Raw genomic sequence first — 15711 nt, 5'->3', positions numbered from 1 at the left:
TTTTTCAGATAGGCTCTAGGTTGGCATCCGTTCTCCGTGGGCCAACCTCTGTGCTGTCTTGAGCTTGCCGCGATGAAGTTAAGCGCCCCTAATCGTCGCACCATTTACCTAGCAATTGCTGCTGTTGTCTTGGTGCTGCTGCTGATCAGTAGCAGTGGTATCTACTGGCTGCTCAACCGCAGCCCTCTAGCCCTGCGCACCGGGGTAAAAACCGCTCCCCTAGCAGCCAGTTTGGTGTCTCGTCAGGCTCCTGCGGTGGTTTCGCTCTTGGTGAATCCTGACCGACTGCAACAACTGCGCCAGTTCTCAATCAAGCCCAGCGAACGCAGCCGCAGCCAACGGGAATGGCAACGTTTACGAGCCCAGCTGATTGGTCCCAAGCTGAACTATGACCGCGATGTCCGCCCCTGGCTGGGTGATGAGCTAACAGTCGCGGTGACGACCCCAGATATCGACCGTGACACTAACAATGGCAAACAGCCTGGTTATCTGTTGGCCTTGACCACTCAAGCCGCAGATCGCAGCCGTGAGTTTTTGCAATTGTTCTGGCAGCAACGGGCCGTAGGCGGTTCTGAACTGGTATTTGAGCAGTATCAGGGCGTACCGGTAATCTATGAGCAGACTGGCACCGAGCTTGAGCCTGGCTTAACTACCGCAGTTGTGGGTGAGCGCTTCGTGCTATTCGCCAACCATCCCAAGGTGCTGCGGGCCGCGATCAACAACCTGCAGGTTCCTGAGTTGGCACTCACTGGTCTAGAAAGCTACCAGCAGGCGGTGAACAATCTGGAGCGGGGGCGTGTTGCTCTGGCCTTTTTAAACCTGCCAGAGTTAGCAGGCTGGGCGAGCAACAACGGCATTCTGCCTAGTCTTGAGGAGGCCTCGCTGAAAGATTGGGCCGGTGGCATTGGCGTGGGCTTGGGGATCGAAGCTCCGGGCCTTCTGGCTGAAAGCGTGCTAGTTGCCCCTGGACTCAAGGACACTCTGGTGAGTGCAACGCCCAAACTGTCTGAGCCGCCGCCTGTACTAAATTACCTGCCCTCCAATAGCTTGCTTGCCCTGGCCGGCAGCGACCTCAATCAGCTCTGGCAATCGGTTTCGACGGAGCTGGCTCCGGTTCAAGGAGATGACGTACTCAACCGTTGGGTGACGAATTTAGAAGAGAGAACGGGGCTGGACCTGCCTCAAGACATTTTTGCCTGGGTCACGTCAGACTATGCTCTGGGACTGCTGCCGAGCCGTGCTGATAACCAGCCGGACTTTGTGTTTGCTGCTCGTCGAACTGACCCGGTTGCGGTGCAAGAAGCCCTAACTCGCTTAGACGGTCTAGCGCTTAATCGAGCTAAGCTCACTGTCGGTCAACTGGAACTGGGAGATCAGAACGTTACAGTCTGGACGCGCCTAGTGAGTGTGCCAGTGCCGCAGAAGAACAGCAAGCGTAAGGACAACAGTGAGCCCCTCTCCGACCCGGTCGTGCTACAGGCTCCTGTGGTCGGTGTTCACGCTGAACTGGGAGACTATGTTCTATTTAGTAGCTCTGTGGAGGCAATGGATCTGGCTCTGCGGGCGTCTCAATTCGCCTTGGTCAGCACGCCTGCGTTCCGAGAAGCTGTTGCTGCCTTGCCCCAACCCAATGACGGCTACTTGTACGTGAACTGGCAGGCCGATTTACCATTGCTGGAGTCTCGCTTTCCCGTGGTTGCTGCCCTCCATAAGGTCGTTGCTCCCCTGCTAGACCCTCTGCAAACGCTGGCATTGTCGAGTTATGGGGGACCTGCTGGTGTTCGCCGAGCCCAGACTTTCATTGCCCTAGATTAAGCGCAAGGTTAAGAGTGGCTGACTGCGACAGTGCTGTAGGAGATTGCCGTTGTCAGCAGAAGCCGTGAGAAAAGCTAGGTTTTAACGAAAACAGGCGGGTAAACCAAGTTTGCTGGTAATACCCGCCTCATTTATTGCATCCGTTTTGGACCCGTTTGGATTGAATGACCGAGGCTGGGCCTAGGAGTGCGTTTTGGCTACTCTTCAGTTACTCGGTCTACTAGATTTCGTACTTTGCTCACCGTTGATTCTAAGGCGCTGGTTTTAGGAACTTCTTTACCGTCGAGACTAGTGATGCGCTTGTAAGGCTCGGGGAGCTTTTCAGGATCCTGACCTGCATCTACTTTTTGTAGGTAAGTCTCTTCTCGCACACCTGAGTTTTGGCTGTAGCCATCGTAGGCTCGCTCCACCTTTTCACCCGCACTCAAGGACTGACCCGGAGTTTCTGCTGCATAGCCAGGCTGCAAGAATAGAAATAGACCAGATAGTTGGATGAGGCTGATCAGAGCAATCATCAAAACCTTCTGGCGGAAAATTTGTTCAAAGGTCAGTAAAAGCTGTTGCATTAGGTTGACTCCTAGGTTCACCATTCTTGCCACGAAATCTTTAGCTAAGAGCAAGTAGTAGGATGCTCTGTGGGTGGTCTGTTATGGATAACAAACTGCAAGCATCCTACGGGTCTAGGTTTGGTGACACCTCTGTCAGAGGAAATATTCGACCAGTCCTGAAGGTTCACCTCGTAATCAAGAGTCAAGAGCCAAAATCCTAGATTGATAACCAGACTGGTTAGTGAGATGCCTAACCGGGTGATGCCTGTCTTTGCCAAACTTTTGAAATTTGGATGCTAGCCGTCCTGATGGGAGTTGTCCTCCTAGAAGGAAGGAATGGTAGATGCACCCTGATTCACCCCCAGAGTCCTTGGACTTTCGGGGGGTTTTTATTTTTTGGCGCTGATATTGGGCACTTTAAGTGGGTTGGCCGCTGTAGGAGACATGGACTCCTGTTGTGCCACCGTCGCGTCCCCTAGAAACTGAGGCGCAACCGGTCCTCAAAGAAATCGGCCTGCCGTTGTTGAGTTTCCGGACGAGATGGTCCTTCCTAGAAGGAATGAGTGGTAGATGCACCCTGATTCACCCCCAGAAACCCTTCCCGGGTCTCCGGGGGGTTTTTGTTTCTGCGGTTAACTATCATGGGAGTAGTAACAGAAGACACAGTTGACACACCAGGGTACTCAGGCAAAGATGAGGACAAGTAACAATTTATTAATGCCCCCATCATTTCAAAGGCAGGCGCCCTGAATGTCCTTCGAGTTTTTGACTTTAGAAACCATCCAGGAACTTGCTCAGCAATATGGCTACTGGACTGTCTTCTGCGGCATTCTACTAGAAAATGCTGGAATTCCCGTTCCTGGCGAAACAATTACGCTAGTGGGTGGCTTCCTAGCCGGTAACGGTGATCTCAATTACTGGCTGGTGATGCTTAGCGCCACGGCTGGTGCCATTCTGGGTGATAACGTCGGCTACTGGTTGGGAGCCTGGGGCGGCTGGCCGCTGCTGGTCAAAGTTGGTCGGGTCTTTAAGTTGGGGCCTGAAGAACTGGAAAAAGCCCGCACTAAATTCAACGAAAATGCCGACCAAGCCGTCTTCTTTGGTCGGTTTGTTGCGTTACTGCGGATTTTTGCTGGACCGATGGCCGGCATTGCCCAGATGCCCTACCGTCGCTTCCTCGTGTTTAACGCCGCTGGTGCGTTGGTGTGGGGAGCACTAACGGTAAGTCTGGCTTACTTCGTGGGCGCACTGGTGCCCTTAGAGAAGCTGGTGGCTTGGAGTGCGCAACTTGGTGGCTTGATTCTGTTGCTGGTGGTCGGTTGGCTCGCTGTTTCGCGCTGGCGCCAGCACCTAGCTCAGACAGGTTCCGGAGAACCTTTGCCTTGATATGTCTGCTCTAATGTGGCTGAAAGCCCTGCCCAGCTTCAAACACGCCTGCTAAAATGAGGAATGACTCAAATCACCGTAGGCGAAAACGAAGGAATTGAATCTGCCCTCCGCAGGTTCAAGCGCAAAATCCTCAAAGCGGGCTTGTTTGCTGATATCAAGCGCACCCGTCACTTTGAAACCCCTGCTGAGAAGCGCAGACGCAAGGCCAAAAACGCCCAGCGACGAAGTAGAGCAGGTCGCGGCTAGCTACATGCAGCCACCCAAAACTGAATACCCAGGCGCAGGTGGTCCGCGAGTCATTCGGTTGGGCCACTTCTTTGCGCTGTCTTGACTGCCTGTGTCAGGTTTGACCTAGAAGCTTCGGGGTCTGTTTGACACAGCGTCGTTATCCTCCGCTCAGGTAATCAAGATGGCCCAGAACACTTCGATTTCAGTCTAAAAAACTGTTTTGAAAACCTTCCTTGGATGTGCAAATCGGTGACTTGGGCCAGGTGAATTGCCAGATGAATTTGGCCGGTTGAGATTGAGAAGTTCGTGGCTAAAAACCAGAAGCTAATTTCGGTAAGACTGTGTAGAAACGCAATAGTCAATCTGTTAGGATGTGATGCTTCAAAATTAGGGATCGTCGGACTTTGACGCTCCTGCCTAGAGAAGTTTCTCGTCGAAGTAGAGTTCTAGAAAGAGGTCTGATTCCGAGGGTTTGGACCTCCTAGAATGCCTGCTCGGCTTCTGGAGATTAGCTTTAGGAAAAATTTGAAGACTCCAGTTGTCTTTGCTCACCCAATGCTGCTGCGCATTGGCGCTCAGGGAGCGCTAGGGTGATGGGTAGGGTAGACGCAGACAAGCGAGCTGACGCATGACACTGATGCAAGTCTGGGGGGCGCTGGTTTTACTAATTGGCTGTCCCCTTCTAGGGGGGATCCCTGCAGCAGCCTGGGCCGTGAGACTGTGTAGCGGCAAGAAGTTGCGCAAATTAGGCACGGGTAACGTCAGTGTGTCGGCAGCTTTCTACCACGGCGGCACCTTGCCTGGAGTCCTGACCGTCTTAGCAGAGGCATTTAAGGGAGTGGGTGCCGTGCTCCTAGCTCGGGCTTTCGGGCTTGACCCCACCTGGGAGTTGCTGGCTTTAATTGCCTTAGTCATGGGGCGCTACTGGCTGGGTCAGGGGGGAGGCATCACTAATGTGGTTTGGGGTTATGTGGCTTATGACTGGCGAGTAGCCCTACTCACGACCGTGATTGGCGGCATCGGCTTCACCTTAGTGCGTGAGCGCACCTCAGGACGTCTGCTGGTGCTGGTACTATTTCCGTTGCTAACGGCTTTGCTGGCTCACCCTAGCTCGGAAGTTCTGGCAGCGGCGGCTCTAGCAGGCTTAATCTATTGGCTTTATCAACGTCTTCCTGACGATCTGGACTTGCAAGCAAACAACAGTCAGCCCGACTCTAGCCGGATCTTTCGTTTCTTCCAGGCTAGCCGCGCTCTACAGACCTTGGATCAGCCTCTAGAGGCCAAGAAGGTAGGAGCAAAAGCGGCTCGATTATCTGAGCTGAAGCGTCAGGGCTATGCCGTGCCGATGGGCTGGGTGCTTGCTCCTGGTGATGACGTGGAAATGTTGGTGGAGTACTTGCAGCCCACCGTACAGTCACCCCTGGTGGTGCGCTCCTCAGCGGTTGGTGAAGACTCTGAATCTGCCTCGGCAGCTGGTCAGTACGAAAGCATCCTCAACGTCACCAACCGGCAGGAATTGCGGGAAGCGGTGGCTCGTTGTTTAGCTTCTTACCACCAGCCTGAAGCCATGCGCTACCGCCAAGATCTCGGGGTTGCTGAGGAGAGCATGGCCCTGCTGGTGCAACAGCAGGTGCGCGGTCAGTTCTCCGGGGTCGCCTTCAGTCGCGATCCTGTAGATGGTAGGGACGGCGTAGCGATCGAGACTTTACCGGGTGGTGCAGCCCAGGTAGTTTCAGGCCAGGTAACTCCCCTGCGCTATCGAGTGTTTAAAGGCGAGGTCCAGAGCAGTCAAACCGCTACACCTCCAACAATTCAGGAACCTTCTACTGAGCTGTTGCAACAAGTAGCTCAGCTAGCCCAGGCATTAGAGTCTCAAGCCTCTGGTGTGCCGCAGGACATTGAGTGGACTTGGGATGGTCAGCAACTCTGGGTCTTACAAGCGCGCCCCGTGACGACACTGCTGCCGATCTGGACTCGTCGTATTGCCGCTGAAGTCATTCCAGGTCTGATCCGACCTCTAACCTGGTCTGTGAACCGACCCCTCACCTGTGGAGTTTGGGGCGAGCTATTCACGTTGGTTTTGGCAGAACGAGCGCAAGGACTGGATTTTAACGAAACGGCTACACTGCACCGCTCGCAGGCTTACTTCAACGTCACGCTCTTAGGGCAGTTGTTTCAGCGCATGGGGCTGCCAGCTGAGAGCCTGGAGTTTCTCACCCGCAGTTCGGGCTCCGCTTCCTTCGGCCGTCCACCTCTGGGTTCTACGCTCAGAAATGTACCAGGTCTGCTGCGTCTAGTGAGCCGCGAGCTGGCTCTAGTGCGTGACTTCAAGCGGGATGACCGCCGTTTATTCATACCCACTTTGGAGCAATTAGAGCAAGCTCGTCCGCAAACAGCTCAGGTCTGGCTAGCGCAAGTCGAGCAAATTCTGGTCGTGCTGCAGCGAGCCACTTACTACAGCATCCTGGCCCCCTTGAGTTTGGCGCTCCGCTGCAAGCTCCTGCGCATCCCTGATAACCAGCTGAGCGGTGACCAAACGCCAGAGGTCATGGCGTTGCGAGAGTTATCCCAGTTAGCCGCTGAGATTCGCAACTTGGCTGTGGTCTCTGAGGCGTTAACTGAGAATCTCAGTGCTCAGAAGCTCTGGGCTCGTTTGCAGCACAACCCCGAGGGACAAGCGGTTTTGCGCCAGTTTGATGCTTTTCTGAATCGCTATGGCTATCTCAGCGAAGTGGGCACTGATATCGCAGTACCTACTTGGCGTGAGCAGCCAGAACCCCTGCGTCAACTTCTCCTCAGCGCGGTTCGCAATCCAGCCCCTACACCCACTGGCTCTACATCTTCGCCAAAATCAGGCTCCTGGCTATGGCAAACGGGTCAGGTTCGTTCGCAGCTAAAGGGTCGGATCACTGAGGTTTATAGCCGTCTGCTGGCCCACCTGCGGGCCTGTTTCGTAGCCATAGAAGCTCAGTGGCTCAGCGAGGGGCGTTTGGCGCAAGCGGGGGACATTTTCTTCCTGACTCTAGAAGAAGTTCGAGCCGCAGTACGGGCGGCAGACTCAGATTTGACCGCACGGGTGGCGGAGCGCCGTCAGCAATTCAAGCAGGATGCCCATTTCACCCCACCCAATTTGGTCTATGGCAACACGGTTCCAATGCCCGACCTAGAGGCTTCGCGCCAACCCCTTGAGAGCCAGGGAACAGTGCTTCGGGGCATTGGGGCCAGCGCTGGACAGTTTACGGGCACAGTCCGAGTGCTGCGCAATCTAAGCGAGGCAATGGAAGTGAGCGTGAGTCGCGAAACCGTCCTTGTGGTGCCCTATACCGACTCCGGCTGGGCTCCTTTGCTGGCACAGGCAGGTGCCTTAATCGCAGAAGTGGGGGGGCGCCTCTCCCACGGTGCAATTGTGGCTCGCGAGTATCGCATTCCAGCCGTAATGGACATCGCCGGAGCAACGCAGCGCCTCCGAGATGGACAGCAAGTGCGCGTGGATGGCACCAGTGGCACTGTAGAGCTGCTCTAGGAAGAGGTTCTAGTTTTGAGGCTGACTCTGTTCTGCTGCCCTTAGATGCACTCAAACTTGCCTCCAGTCTTTAGAAGGCAAGTTTAGTTTTTGCAAAGTGTCTCAGACTAGGGCACAGGCACCTGGAGCAACTAGGGCTTCCAGATGATTTCGCCTTTCTCTGGGTTCACTAGATGGGCCAAGGACTGCTTGATTTGAGCATCGTAGACATCCCACTTCAAGCTGGCATATTTCGGATTGTCGTTACTCCCCGCCAAGAAGCCTGTCGGAATCTCAAAACCACCGGCTTGAGAACGGCCTCCTCCAAAGAAGCGGCCCTGTGTGTCTTGCCCGAACGCCTCTTTGATAAATTCGTCGGGGTCGAGCGTGATTTTATCAGTGCGCAGCGAGCCCATTACGACTTCCACAGCATCGCCCTCATCGTGGACAATGCCATAAACAACAGCTGTGTGGACGTTCTCCTCGGTGAGCAGGAAATCAGCGGCTTGGGGAATGGCATCCCGGTCGTCGTAGCGCAGGTAGCCTACGCCCGAAACTGAGAAGTTGTTGTGGAGTACCCGATTTTTCAATGCCCGCTCTATCACATCCATCACCCGCTTGGAGCGACGGGATTGCAGAACAGCGTTGAGCAGTTGGGCATCGTAGAAGCGACTGAGATAGGCAGCGGCAGCAAAATCAGCCTCTTGAGCCAACATCAGTTGGTTGGTTTCGGAGCGCAGACCGTGCATCAAGGCCGTTGCACACTTGGTGTGCTCACTGATGCTGCTGTTGAGGTCTAGTAAACCTAGCTGGAGGTACTGGGCGAAGATTGTAGCGGTTGCACGACTGCTTGGGCGAATGTCAGTGAACTCTGCTTCGACTTCGTTCTGGAGGGCATGGTGGTCAACAATCACCACTGCTGGCAGCCCTGCCTGTTTGATCAAAGGCGTAATTTGGCTGGTAGTGCCCTGGTTATCTAGGAACACACAACCTTGGTAGGTCGATAGGTCTCGGTTGCGGTTGACCTGAAGATTCCAGCGCTGAACGGGCAAGCCAGTCAGCTTGACTAGCGCGATGTTTTCCTGGTGGCTAACGGTACCAGCGTAAACCAGGTCGCACTTGATATCGAATTGCTCTGCAATCAGCTGGTAAGCCCAAGCACAGGAAAGCGCATCGGGGTCTGGAAAATCCTGTAACACAACTAGATGTCGGTCACCCTGGTGCTGCTCTAGCGTGCGGCGTAGCTGATCGACCCGCAAGTGTTCCTGCTTGACATCAGGCTTGCGAATTGCTCTGCCATTGCTCACGCTAGCGACTGTATCGTGAGTCGCTGTTGGCAGGGAATTCTCAAGAACTGAGCTTTGCAAGTCTACTTCAGGGTCGTGGATAAGCGTTGCAGTTTGAAATAAGTGATCAGAGGGCATATAGAAACAACAGGGAAACCGAAGGAGAATACCCTTGGTTATTCAATTCTCGCAAGAAAACCGATCGAAGTGTGTATCTGGAGGTGGAGAAGCTGACTGTAGCACTGCTGACCTCTAATTGCGTTAATTGCCTTAGAGAACATGCGTTAGAGAACGCCTGCACAAAGCACGGATTAGAACGCAAAACCCCCCGCGCTCATCCTGCTGCCGGGGGGTCCATACCAATCACGTACTTGCGCCACTCTTGATGCACACCGCTTCGTAAGTGTTTAGTCACCTCGAAGTAGAGACCACTATGCGGCCTTCGCGGCGACGTCAACAGAGGCATATTGGCCTCCTTGGGCGTGCGGCTGCCTTTCTTGACATTGCAGCGCACACAAGCCGTGACCACGTTCTCCCAGACATCGCCACCGCCACGTGAGCGGGGAATGACATGGTCTAGGGTCAAATCGTCCCCGGTATAGCTGCAATACTGACAGGTGTGGCTATCGCGGTGTAAAAGATTGCGCCGGGTTAGGGGAATTTCCTTGTAGGGCACCCGCACATAGGCGCGCAAGCGAATTACGGTCGGAATCGGAAACTCAGGGTAGACGTACTTGCCATTGTGCTCAACCTGCTCTGCCTTACCTTTAATCAGCAAGACCACGGCTCGACGCCAATTCGTGATGTTTAACGGTTCGTAAGAGGCGTTCAGAACCAGGACCTTGCCCATAAATACTTCACAGGTACTTTATTCAGGTCAGGCATTGCTACAGATGCTAGCACAGCACCTTCTGTACCTGGGATCTGTTTCTTTTTCTTTCATCCAAAACTGGCCCTTAAAACTGGCATCTTGGGCCGTATCACTTGGGCTCAAGCTGCTCAATGACTTGACGAATGCGGCTGGCTTCAGCGGTCCGCTTTTGCTTACTCAATAAGACATAAGCTCTGGCGTAGGCTTGTCGTGCCCGAGGCCGATCCTGGAGCGACAGGCTCACTGTCCCCAGTAGAGTTAAAGCTGCAGCAGATTCAGGCTGTACTCTGGTTAGAGTTTCCAGCAGTCTAGCGGCTTGAGCGAACTGTCCCTGACGGCTCAGAACTACGCTGTAGCCCAGCAGCAAGCCTGGATGTTTCGGGGAGCGGGCCAAACCTGCTTGCAATAACTTGCTGGCTTCGTCGAGCTGGTTACGGCTGTACAAAATACTGGCTCGGCGAGCAGTCAGATTAATCCAATCGTCAAGGTCTTTGTCCTCTAGAGGCGGCGTAGTCAGGTCCGGCGCAGCTTCCAGGTCTTCGGCGACTTTGTAATCCGTTTTGTCTTTTGTGATGTCTAGCTGCTGCAACCGTTGTTGTTCGTGCAGCGCTTGCACCAATACTTCTTTGCTGACCCAGTGATGGTTATGAATAATCGTTGCCAAATGCTGCTGGGTCTCCTGCTGTTCTTGAAGAGCCAGACGCAATTGAGCAAAGCTCAAATAGCCACTAGAAACCAAAATTTGGCCCAGCAAATGCTGAGGACGGTCCAGGACCAACAGCAAATCCGCATAAGAAAGCCATCCGGCGTAGATACACACTTCACCCAGCTTGAGACCCAGGATTTTTTGCTCCTGTAGCGCCATTGCTAGTTGCTCTTCGGTGATCAATTTGCGGTTGACTAAACGAGCGCCAATTTTTTGGGATTCATCATTGGGTAAAGTCTCCACATCGCCTTCGCGTTTGCGAATGGGACGTTGCAGAGCTTCGACCATGCTGGAGAACCAGGTGAGCAAGCGCTTTCCCTGTCCTGGCCTGTTTGGTTCTAGCAGCGCAGGAGTTGGATCGTCCGTTTTTCCTTCGCTTTTCTGAGCTTCGCTTTCAGGGGCTGACTCATTAACTGGATTGGGAGGCTGAATCAAGACCTCAATGCGTTCAACCAGTCGCCCAATGTGAGCCTCGTCTCGACTGACCATGTCCAGAGCACCGAAGCGCAGAGCCATCAATCGCCGTGCATCTTTGGGATTAGTCAGCTGATCGACTAGCAGCAGAATATTCAGTGATGGATGAAGTGCTAGACACTCCTTGCAAAAAATGTAGGGGTTGGCTACTCCTGCCAGCCGGTCGAGGATTAACAATCGCGATGGATACACCTGAAGAAGTCCCAGCAGTTGGTCGGCCCTGCTGACCAAAATGGGCCGGTAACCGCGACGAACCAGTTCGCTCTCTAGGGTCCGCTGAATTGCTCCTGGTGGCATGGCCAACAAGATATTGACCGTGCGATCGACTGAAGGAATCGGCAGGTTGTAGTTTAGCGGTCGCTTGACTGCTTCAGCAAACCAGTCGCCCTCTGGCACAAAATTCGGATCGGGTGCACCTGAATACTTCATACTCAGCTAGGCTTAAAAGCAGGATTTCCAAGGCTCAAACACCTTGTTTGAAAAGCTTCTAGATTACTAAAGCTCTTAGAACACAGGGGGCCATCACCCAAACGCATCAGAAGGGAACCAATATGGAGCCTGATGCGTGGGAGTCTGGCACAAGAAACGGGTGATGGACAACGGGTAGAGCACTTACAGCCAAGCCGAGCAACCGATCAGTGCGGCTGATGCTCTTAGGTAGTCAATGAACGCTCCAGTTCGCATTTACCGTGGGGTCCCTGCTCCGCAGTGGTGTTAGCTGAGACTTAACTAACAGATGGCGTAGCGAATCTGAGATGCACCTCTGTTTGGCCATTGGCCTGCTTCCAGACCCAGCGAGCAATGCAGCCACCCGCCCGCTTCAAAAAGTAAACCGGGCCGGCTAATTGCTTTCAAGCCTACGTGTTTTATACGTGATTTTTAGAGTTTTGCATACTAGTAGGTCGTTAATGACACAGCCTACGGCCAAAATCAACCAGTGCTGACACAGTGAAACTCCTAAGTCGGTTTCCGAGTGTCACAATAGACGGTGCCTTCTGGTGCTGAACGCCTGCCTCAATTCTTTCCTCTATTGCTATGCCGCGTAGAACTGACATCCACAAAATCCTGCTGCTCGGCTCTGGCCCGATTGTGATCGGCCAGGCTTGCGAATTTGACTACTCTGGCAATCAGGCGTGCAAGGCTCTGCGCGAAGAAGGCTATGAGGTGGTTTTAATCAACTCGAATCCGGCCACGATCATGACCGATCCGGCCACCGCTGACCGTACCTATATTGAACCGCTCACACCCGAGATGGTGGCCAAGGTGATTGAGCTGGAGCGTCCAGATGCTCTCTTGCCCACGATGGGCGGACAGACTGCTCTGAATCTGGCAGTTGCCTTGGCTAAGAATGGCACGTTGGAGCGCTACGGCGTGGAACTGATCGGTGCCAAGCTCTCAGCCATTGAAATGGGCGAGGACCGCAAGCTGTTCAAGGAAGCAATGGAGCGCATTGGCGTGGGGGTCTGTCCCTCAGGGCTCGCCAGCACCATGGCGGAGGCGCAAGAGGTCGCTCAAACTATCGGCACTTATCCCCTGATCATCCGCCCTGCTTTCACGATGGGTGGAACCGGCGGCGGCATTGCCTATAACCGCTCTGAGTTTGAGGAAATCGCTGCTGCTGGCTTAGATGCCAGCCCGATGAGCCAAATTCTGGTCGAACAGTCCCTACTAGGTTGGAAAGAATACGAGCTGGAGGTGATGCGCGATCTTGCGGACAATGTCGTGATCGTTTGCTCAATCGAAAACCTAGATCCGATGGGAGTGCACACCGGCGACTCGATCACCGTTGCCCCGGCTCAGACTCTGACCGATAAGGAATATCAGCGTCTGCGCGATTACTCGATCCGCATCATCCGTGAAATCGGTGTGGAAACCGGGGGCTCCAACATTCAGTTCGCTGTGAACCCAGTCGATGGTGAAGTGATCGTCATCGAGATGAATCCTCGGGTGTCGCGCAGCTCGGCCTTAGCGTCCAAAGCAACCGGCTTCCCGATTGCCAAGTTTGCGGCCAAGCTAGCCGTAGGCTATACCCTGGACGAGATTCCTAACGACATTACTAAGAAGACGCCTGCTAGCTTCGAACCCAGCATCGACTACGTCGTCACCAAGATTCCGCGCTTTGCCTTTGAGAAATTCCCCGGCTCGGAAGCAGTATTGACCACCCAAATGAAATCGGTGGGCGAGGCGATGGCAATTGGGCGTACCTTCTGTGAGTCCTTCCAAAAAGCCTTGCGTTCGCTAGAAACTGGGCGCTTTGGTTTTGGCTGTGACCGTAGCGAGAAAATCCCCAGCTTGGAGCAGTTACGCTCCGGTTTGCGCACGCCCAATCCTGAACGCATCTTCATCGTGCGCCACGCCTTAATGATGGGCATGGATCCATCGGACATTTATGAGCTGACTGGCATTGACCCCTGGTTCTTAGACAAGTTTCAGGAAATTATCGCCACTGAGAAATCGCTGAAGAAAAGCCTTCAAGAAATCGATTTCGACCAGATGCGCGAAGTCAAACGCCTCGGCTTTAGTGACCGTCAGATCGCCTTTGCCACTAAGTCCAGCGAAGATGAAGTGCGGCAATACCGCAAGAGCCTGGGCGTGATACCCAGCTACAAGACGGTTGACACTTGCGCTGCTGAGTTTGAAGCGTTAACCCCCTACCACTATTCCACCTACGAAGATGAGTCCGAGGTTCGGCCCTCGACCAAGCGCAAGGTGATGATTCTGGGAGGTGGTCCCAACCGCATTGGGCAAGGCATTGAGTTTGACTACTGCTGCTGCCATGCGTCCTACGCCTTGCGCGAGGATGGCTTCGAAACCATCATGGTCAATTCCAACCCAGAAACGGTTTCTACTGACTACGACACTAGCGACCGGCTGTACTTTGAACCGCTGACCAAAGAAGACGTTCTCAACATCATTGAGGCGGAGCAGCCTGAGGGGCTGATTGTGCAGTTCGGCGGTCAAACTCCGCTCAAACTGGCCCTGCCCTTGCAGAGATACTTGGACGCCAAGAAACAGGGGCAGGAGAACGATGACTCTAACCCTCAATCCTCCACCCCCGAAACCCGGATCTGGGGTACCTCGCCTGACTCGATTGACATTGCCGAAGACCGAGAGCGCTTTGAGGCGATTCTACGCGAGCTAGAGATTGTGCAGCCTGCCAATGGCCTGGCTCGTACCTACGATGAAGCTCTGCGAGTAGCCCAACGCATTGGCTATCCCGTAGTGGTGCGCCCGAGCTATGTGTTGGGGGGCCGTGCGATGGAGATTGTCTACTCTGATGCTGAGTTAGATCGCTACATGACCTATGCGGTTCAGGTGGAGCCAGAGCACCCAATCCTGATTGACAAATTCCTGGAAAACGCGATCGAGGTGGATGTTGACGCGATTGCCGATGCAACTGGGCAAGTAGTGATCGGCGGCGTTATGGAGCACATCGAGCAGGCTGGCATCCACTCGGGAGATTCAGCCTGTGCTCTACCTGCCTACTCACTGACTCAGCCGGTCCTAGATACGATTCGCGAATGGACGGTGCGGCTGGCGAAGCGCTTGAAGGTGTTGGGGCTGATGAACATCCAATTCGCTGTGCAGGGTGACCAGGTGTATATCCTGGAGGCCAACCCTCGCGCCTCGCGTACCGTGCCGTTTGTCAGCAAAGCGATTGGGCTGCCCTTAGCCCGTCTGGCAGCACTGATTATGTCGGGTAAAACCCTGGCTGAGCTGAACTTTACTCAAGAGATTATCCCGGCTCATATTGCAGTCAAAGAAGCAGTTTTGCCCTTTGCCAAATTTCCAGGTACCGACACTTTATTAGGGCCGGAGATGCGCTCGACTGGGGAAGTCATGGGCATCGATAGCGATTTCGGACGGGCTTTTGCCAAATCTCAGCTGGGTGCGGGCCAAACGCTACCGGTAGAAGGTACGGTTTTTGTCTCAGTCAACGACCGAGATAAACCGCTGGCAGTTGGTGTAGTCAAAGACTTTCTAGAACTGGGTTTTCGGGTGGTGTGCACGGAGGGAACCCAGAAGTATTTGCAGAGCCAGGGGTTAGAGGTCTTGCAAGTGCTCAAGCTGCATGAGGGACGGCCCCACGTGCTCGACTGGATGAAGAACGCCTGGATTCAGTTGATTATCAACACCCCCTCTGGTGAAGAGGCGCGGCTGGATGGCCGGTTGATTCGTCGTACGGCGCTTACCTATAAGATCCCAATTGTGACCACTATGGCTGGAGCTAGGGCAACGGCGGCAGGAATTCGAGCCATTCAAAGTGGCGAACTGGAGGTCAAAGCACTGCAAGATTATGCTGTTAAAGGCTCTTAGAAGGGCTCAGAAAGCTAACCCTGCGTAATTCTTTGACACTTAACTGGCAATTAAAGCATAGGGGATGAGCTGAGATGACGATTGATCGTTAGCTCTAATTCAACTAAGTCGTAGGGCTTGCTGAGATAGTCATCAAAGCCAGCCCTTAGAATCCGCTCTCGGTCACCGACCATAGCCATTGCTGTCAAAGCGATGACAGGGATAGTGGCCGTTTGCGGGTTTTGTTTTAAACGATCGACCACTGCCAAGCCGTCCATGCCTGGCATGGCAACGTCTAGCAGGATCAAAGCAGGCCGATGCTGCTGGCTCAATTCCAGCGCTGTATGGCCATTGTCAGCACTGATGCAGATGTAGCCCAACAATTCCAAAATGTGGATGCTCAGCAGCCGATTGTCCTCGTCATCATCCACTACTAAGACCAACGACTGCTCACTCACAGTTTGTTTAGGGATAGTGACAAGAGATTGGAAGTCCATGCGCGGCTCATGCTCTACTCGGGAAATCAACGGTTGGTGGAGGCAACCTTGAGGCAACGAGGCATTCCCTGAGCGGCAAAGTGTGGCGCTGTCAGCGGA

General features: G+C 53.9%; 10 protein-coding genes. 5 read left to right on the top strand and 5 right to left on the bottom strand.

Going from position 1 to position 15711, the window contains the following annotated elements; genetic code table 11:
• Positions 1-72: 72 nt before the first annotated feature.
• Positions 73-1815: a DUF3352 domain-containing protein gene (locus H6F94_RS20135; RefSeq protein ID WP_190804048.1), complete on the top strand. Its 1743-nt coding sequence runs from the start codon at positions 73-75 to the stop codon at positions 1813-1815.
• A 197-nt stretch (positions 1816-2012) separates the two neighbouring features.
• Here the strand turns inward: H6F94_RS20135 and H6F94_RS20130 are convergent, their stop codons facing one another.
• Positions 2013-2381: a hypothetical protein gene (locus tag H6F94_RS20130; RefSeq protein WP_190804047.1), complete on the bottom strand. Its 369-nt coding sequence runs from the start codon at positions 2379-2381 to the stop codon at positions 2013-2015.
• Between the two features lie 732 nt (positions 2382-3113).
• Between H6F94_RS20130 and H6F94_RS20125 the strand changes: the two genes are divergently transcribed.
• The 3 genes from H6F94_RS20125 (at position 3114) to H6F94_RS20115 (ending at position 7503) form a co-directional block, all read left to right on the top strand.
• Positions 3114-3749 carry a DedA family protein gene (locus H6F94_RS20125; RefSeq protein ID WP_190804046.1) on the top strand — a complete coding sequence of 212 codons (636 nt, stop codon included), beginning with the start codon at positions 3114-3116 and terminating at the stop codon, positions 3747-3749.
• Positions 3750-3812: 63 nt separating this feature from the next.
• Entirely contained in the window at positions 3813-3998 is a 186-nt protein-coding gene (gene rpsU / locus H6F94_RS20120; protein ID WP_190804045.1) for a 30S ribosomal protein S21, read from the top strand.
• A gap of 610 nt (positions 3999-4608) precedes the next feature.
• Complete coding sequence (locus tag H6F94_RS20115) at positions 4609-7503, top strand: glycerol-3-phosphate acyltransferase (RefSeq protein ID WP_190804044.1); 2895 nt, start codon at positions 4609-4611, stop codon at positions 7501-7503.
• Between the two features lie 131 nt (positions 7504-7634).
• Here H6F94_RS20115 and H6F94_RS20110 read toward each other — a convergent pair whose 3' ends face one another.
• From H6F94_RS20110 to H6F94_RS20100, 3 genes are all read right to left on the bottom strand, one after another.
• Positions 7635-8906: a DHH family phosphoesterase gene (locus H6F94_RS20110; RefSeq protein WP_190804043.1), complete on the bottom strand. Its 1272-nt coding sequence runs from the start codon at positions 8904-8906 to the stop codon at positions 7635-7637.
• 196 nt (positions 8907-9102) lie between these two features.
• Positions 9103-9618 carry an HNH endonuclease gene (locus H6F94_RS20105; protein WP_190804042.1) on the bottom strand — a complete coding sequence of 172 codons (516 nt, stop codon included), beginning with the start codon at positions 9616-9618 and terminating at the stop codon, positions 9103-9105.
• A gap of 130 nt (positions 9619-9748) precedes the next feature.
• A complete protein-coding gene (locus tag H6F94_RS20100; protein ID WP_190804041.1) occupies positions 9749-11248 on the bottom strand; it encodes a cyclic di-GMP-binding domain-containing protein, MshE-related in 1500 nt (499 codons plus the stop codon).
• A 606-nt stretch (positions 11249-11854) separates the two neighbouring features.
• Here H6F94_RS20100 and carB point away from each other — a divergent pair.
• A complete protein-coding gene (gene carB, locus H6F94_RS20095; RefSeq protein WP_190804040.1) occupies positions 11855-15136 on the top strand; it encodes a carbamoyl-phosphate synthase large subunit in 3282 nt (1093 codons plus the stop codon).
• Between the two features lie 50 nt (positions 15137-15186).
• Here the strand turns inward: carB and H6F94_RS20090 are convergent, their stop codons facing one another.
• The gene (locus H6F94_RS20090) at positions 15187-15612 is read right to left on the bottom strand and encodes a response regulator (RefSeq protein ID WP_190804039.1); all 426 of its coding nucleotides are present in this window, start codon (positions 15610-15612) and stop codon (positions 15187-15189) included.
• Positions 15613-15711: the final 99 nt, after the last annotated feature.

The organism is Leptolyngbya sp. FACHB-261 (assembly GCF_014696065.1).
Classification (GTDB): Bacteria; Cyanobacteriota; Cyanobacteriia; order FACHB-261; family FACHB-261; genus FACHB-261.
Note: the sequence above shows the minus strand (reverse complement) of the source record. Positions and strands in the feature narration are given on the sequence as shown.

What these genes read in the sequence shown, in the direction of transcription:
- H6F94_RS20135 (WP_190804048.1), top strand. Translation starts at nt 73, where the DNA reads ATGAAGTTAAGCGCCCCTAATCGTCGCACCATTTACCTAGCAATTGCT.
- H6F94_RS20130 (WP_190804047.1), bottom strand. Translation starts at nt 2,381, where the DNA reads ATGCAACAGCTTTTACTGACCTTTGAACAAATTTTCCGCCAGAAGGTT.
- H6F94_RS20125 (WP_190804046.1), top strand. Translation starts at nt 3,114, where the DNA reads ATGTCCTTCGAGTTTTTGACTTTAGAAACCATCCAGGAACTTGCTCAG.
- rpsU (WP_190804045.1), top strand. Translation starts at nt 3,813, where the DNA reads ATGACTCAAATCACCGTAGGCGAAAACGAAGGAATTGAATCTGCCCTC.
- H6F94_RS20115 (WP_190804044.1), top strand. Translation starts at nt 4,609, where the DNA reads ATGACACTGATGCAAGTCTGGGGGGCGCTGGTTTTACTAATTGGCTGT.
- H6F94_RS20110 (WP_190804043.1), bottom strand. Translation starts at nt 8,906, where the DNA reads ATGCCCTCTGATCACTTATTTCAAACTGCAACGCTTATCCACGACCCT.
- H6F94_RS20105 (WP_190804042.1), bottom strand. Translation starts at nt 9,618, where the DNA reads ATGGGCAAGGTCCTGGTTCTGAACGCCTCTTACGAACCGTTAAACATC.
- H6F94_RS20100 (WP_190804041.1), bottom strand. Translation starts at nt 11,248, where the DNA reads ATGAAGTATTCAGGTGCACCCGATCCGAATTTTGTGCCAGAGGGCGAC.
- carB (WP_190804040.1), top strand. Translation starts at nt 11,855, where the DNA reads ATGCCGCGTAGAACTGACATCCACAAAATCCTGCTGCTCGGCTCTGGC.
- H6F94_RS20090 (WP_190804039.1), bottom strand. Translation starts at nt 15,612, where the DNA reads ATGGACTTCCAATCTCTTGTCACTATCCCTAAACAAACTGTGAGTGAG.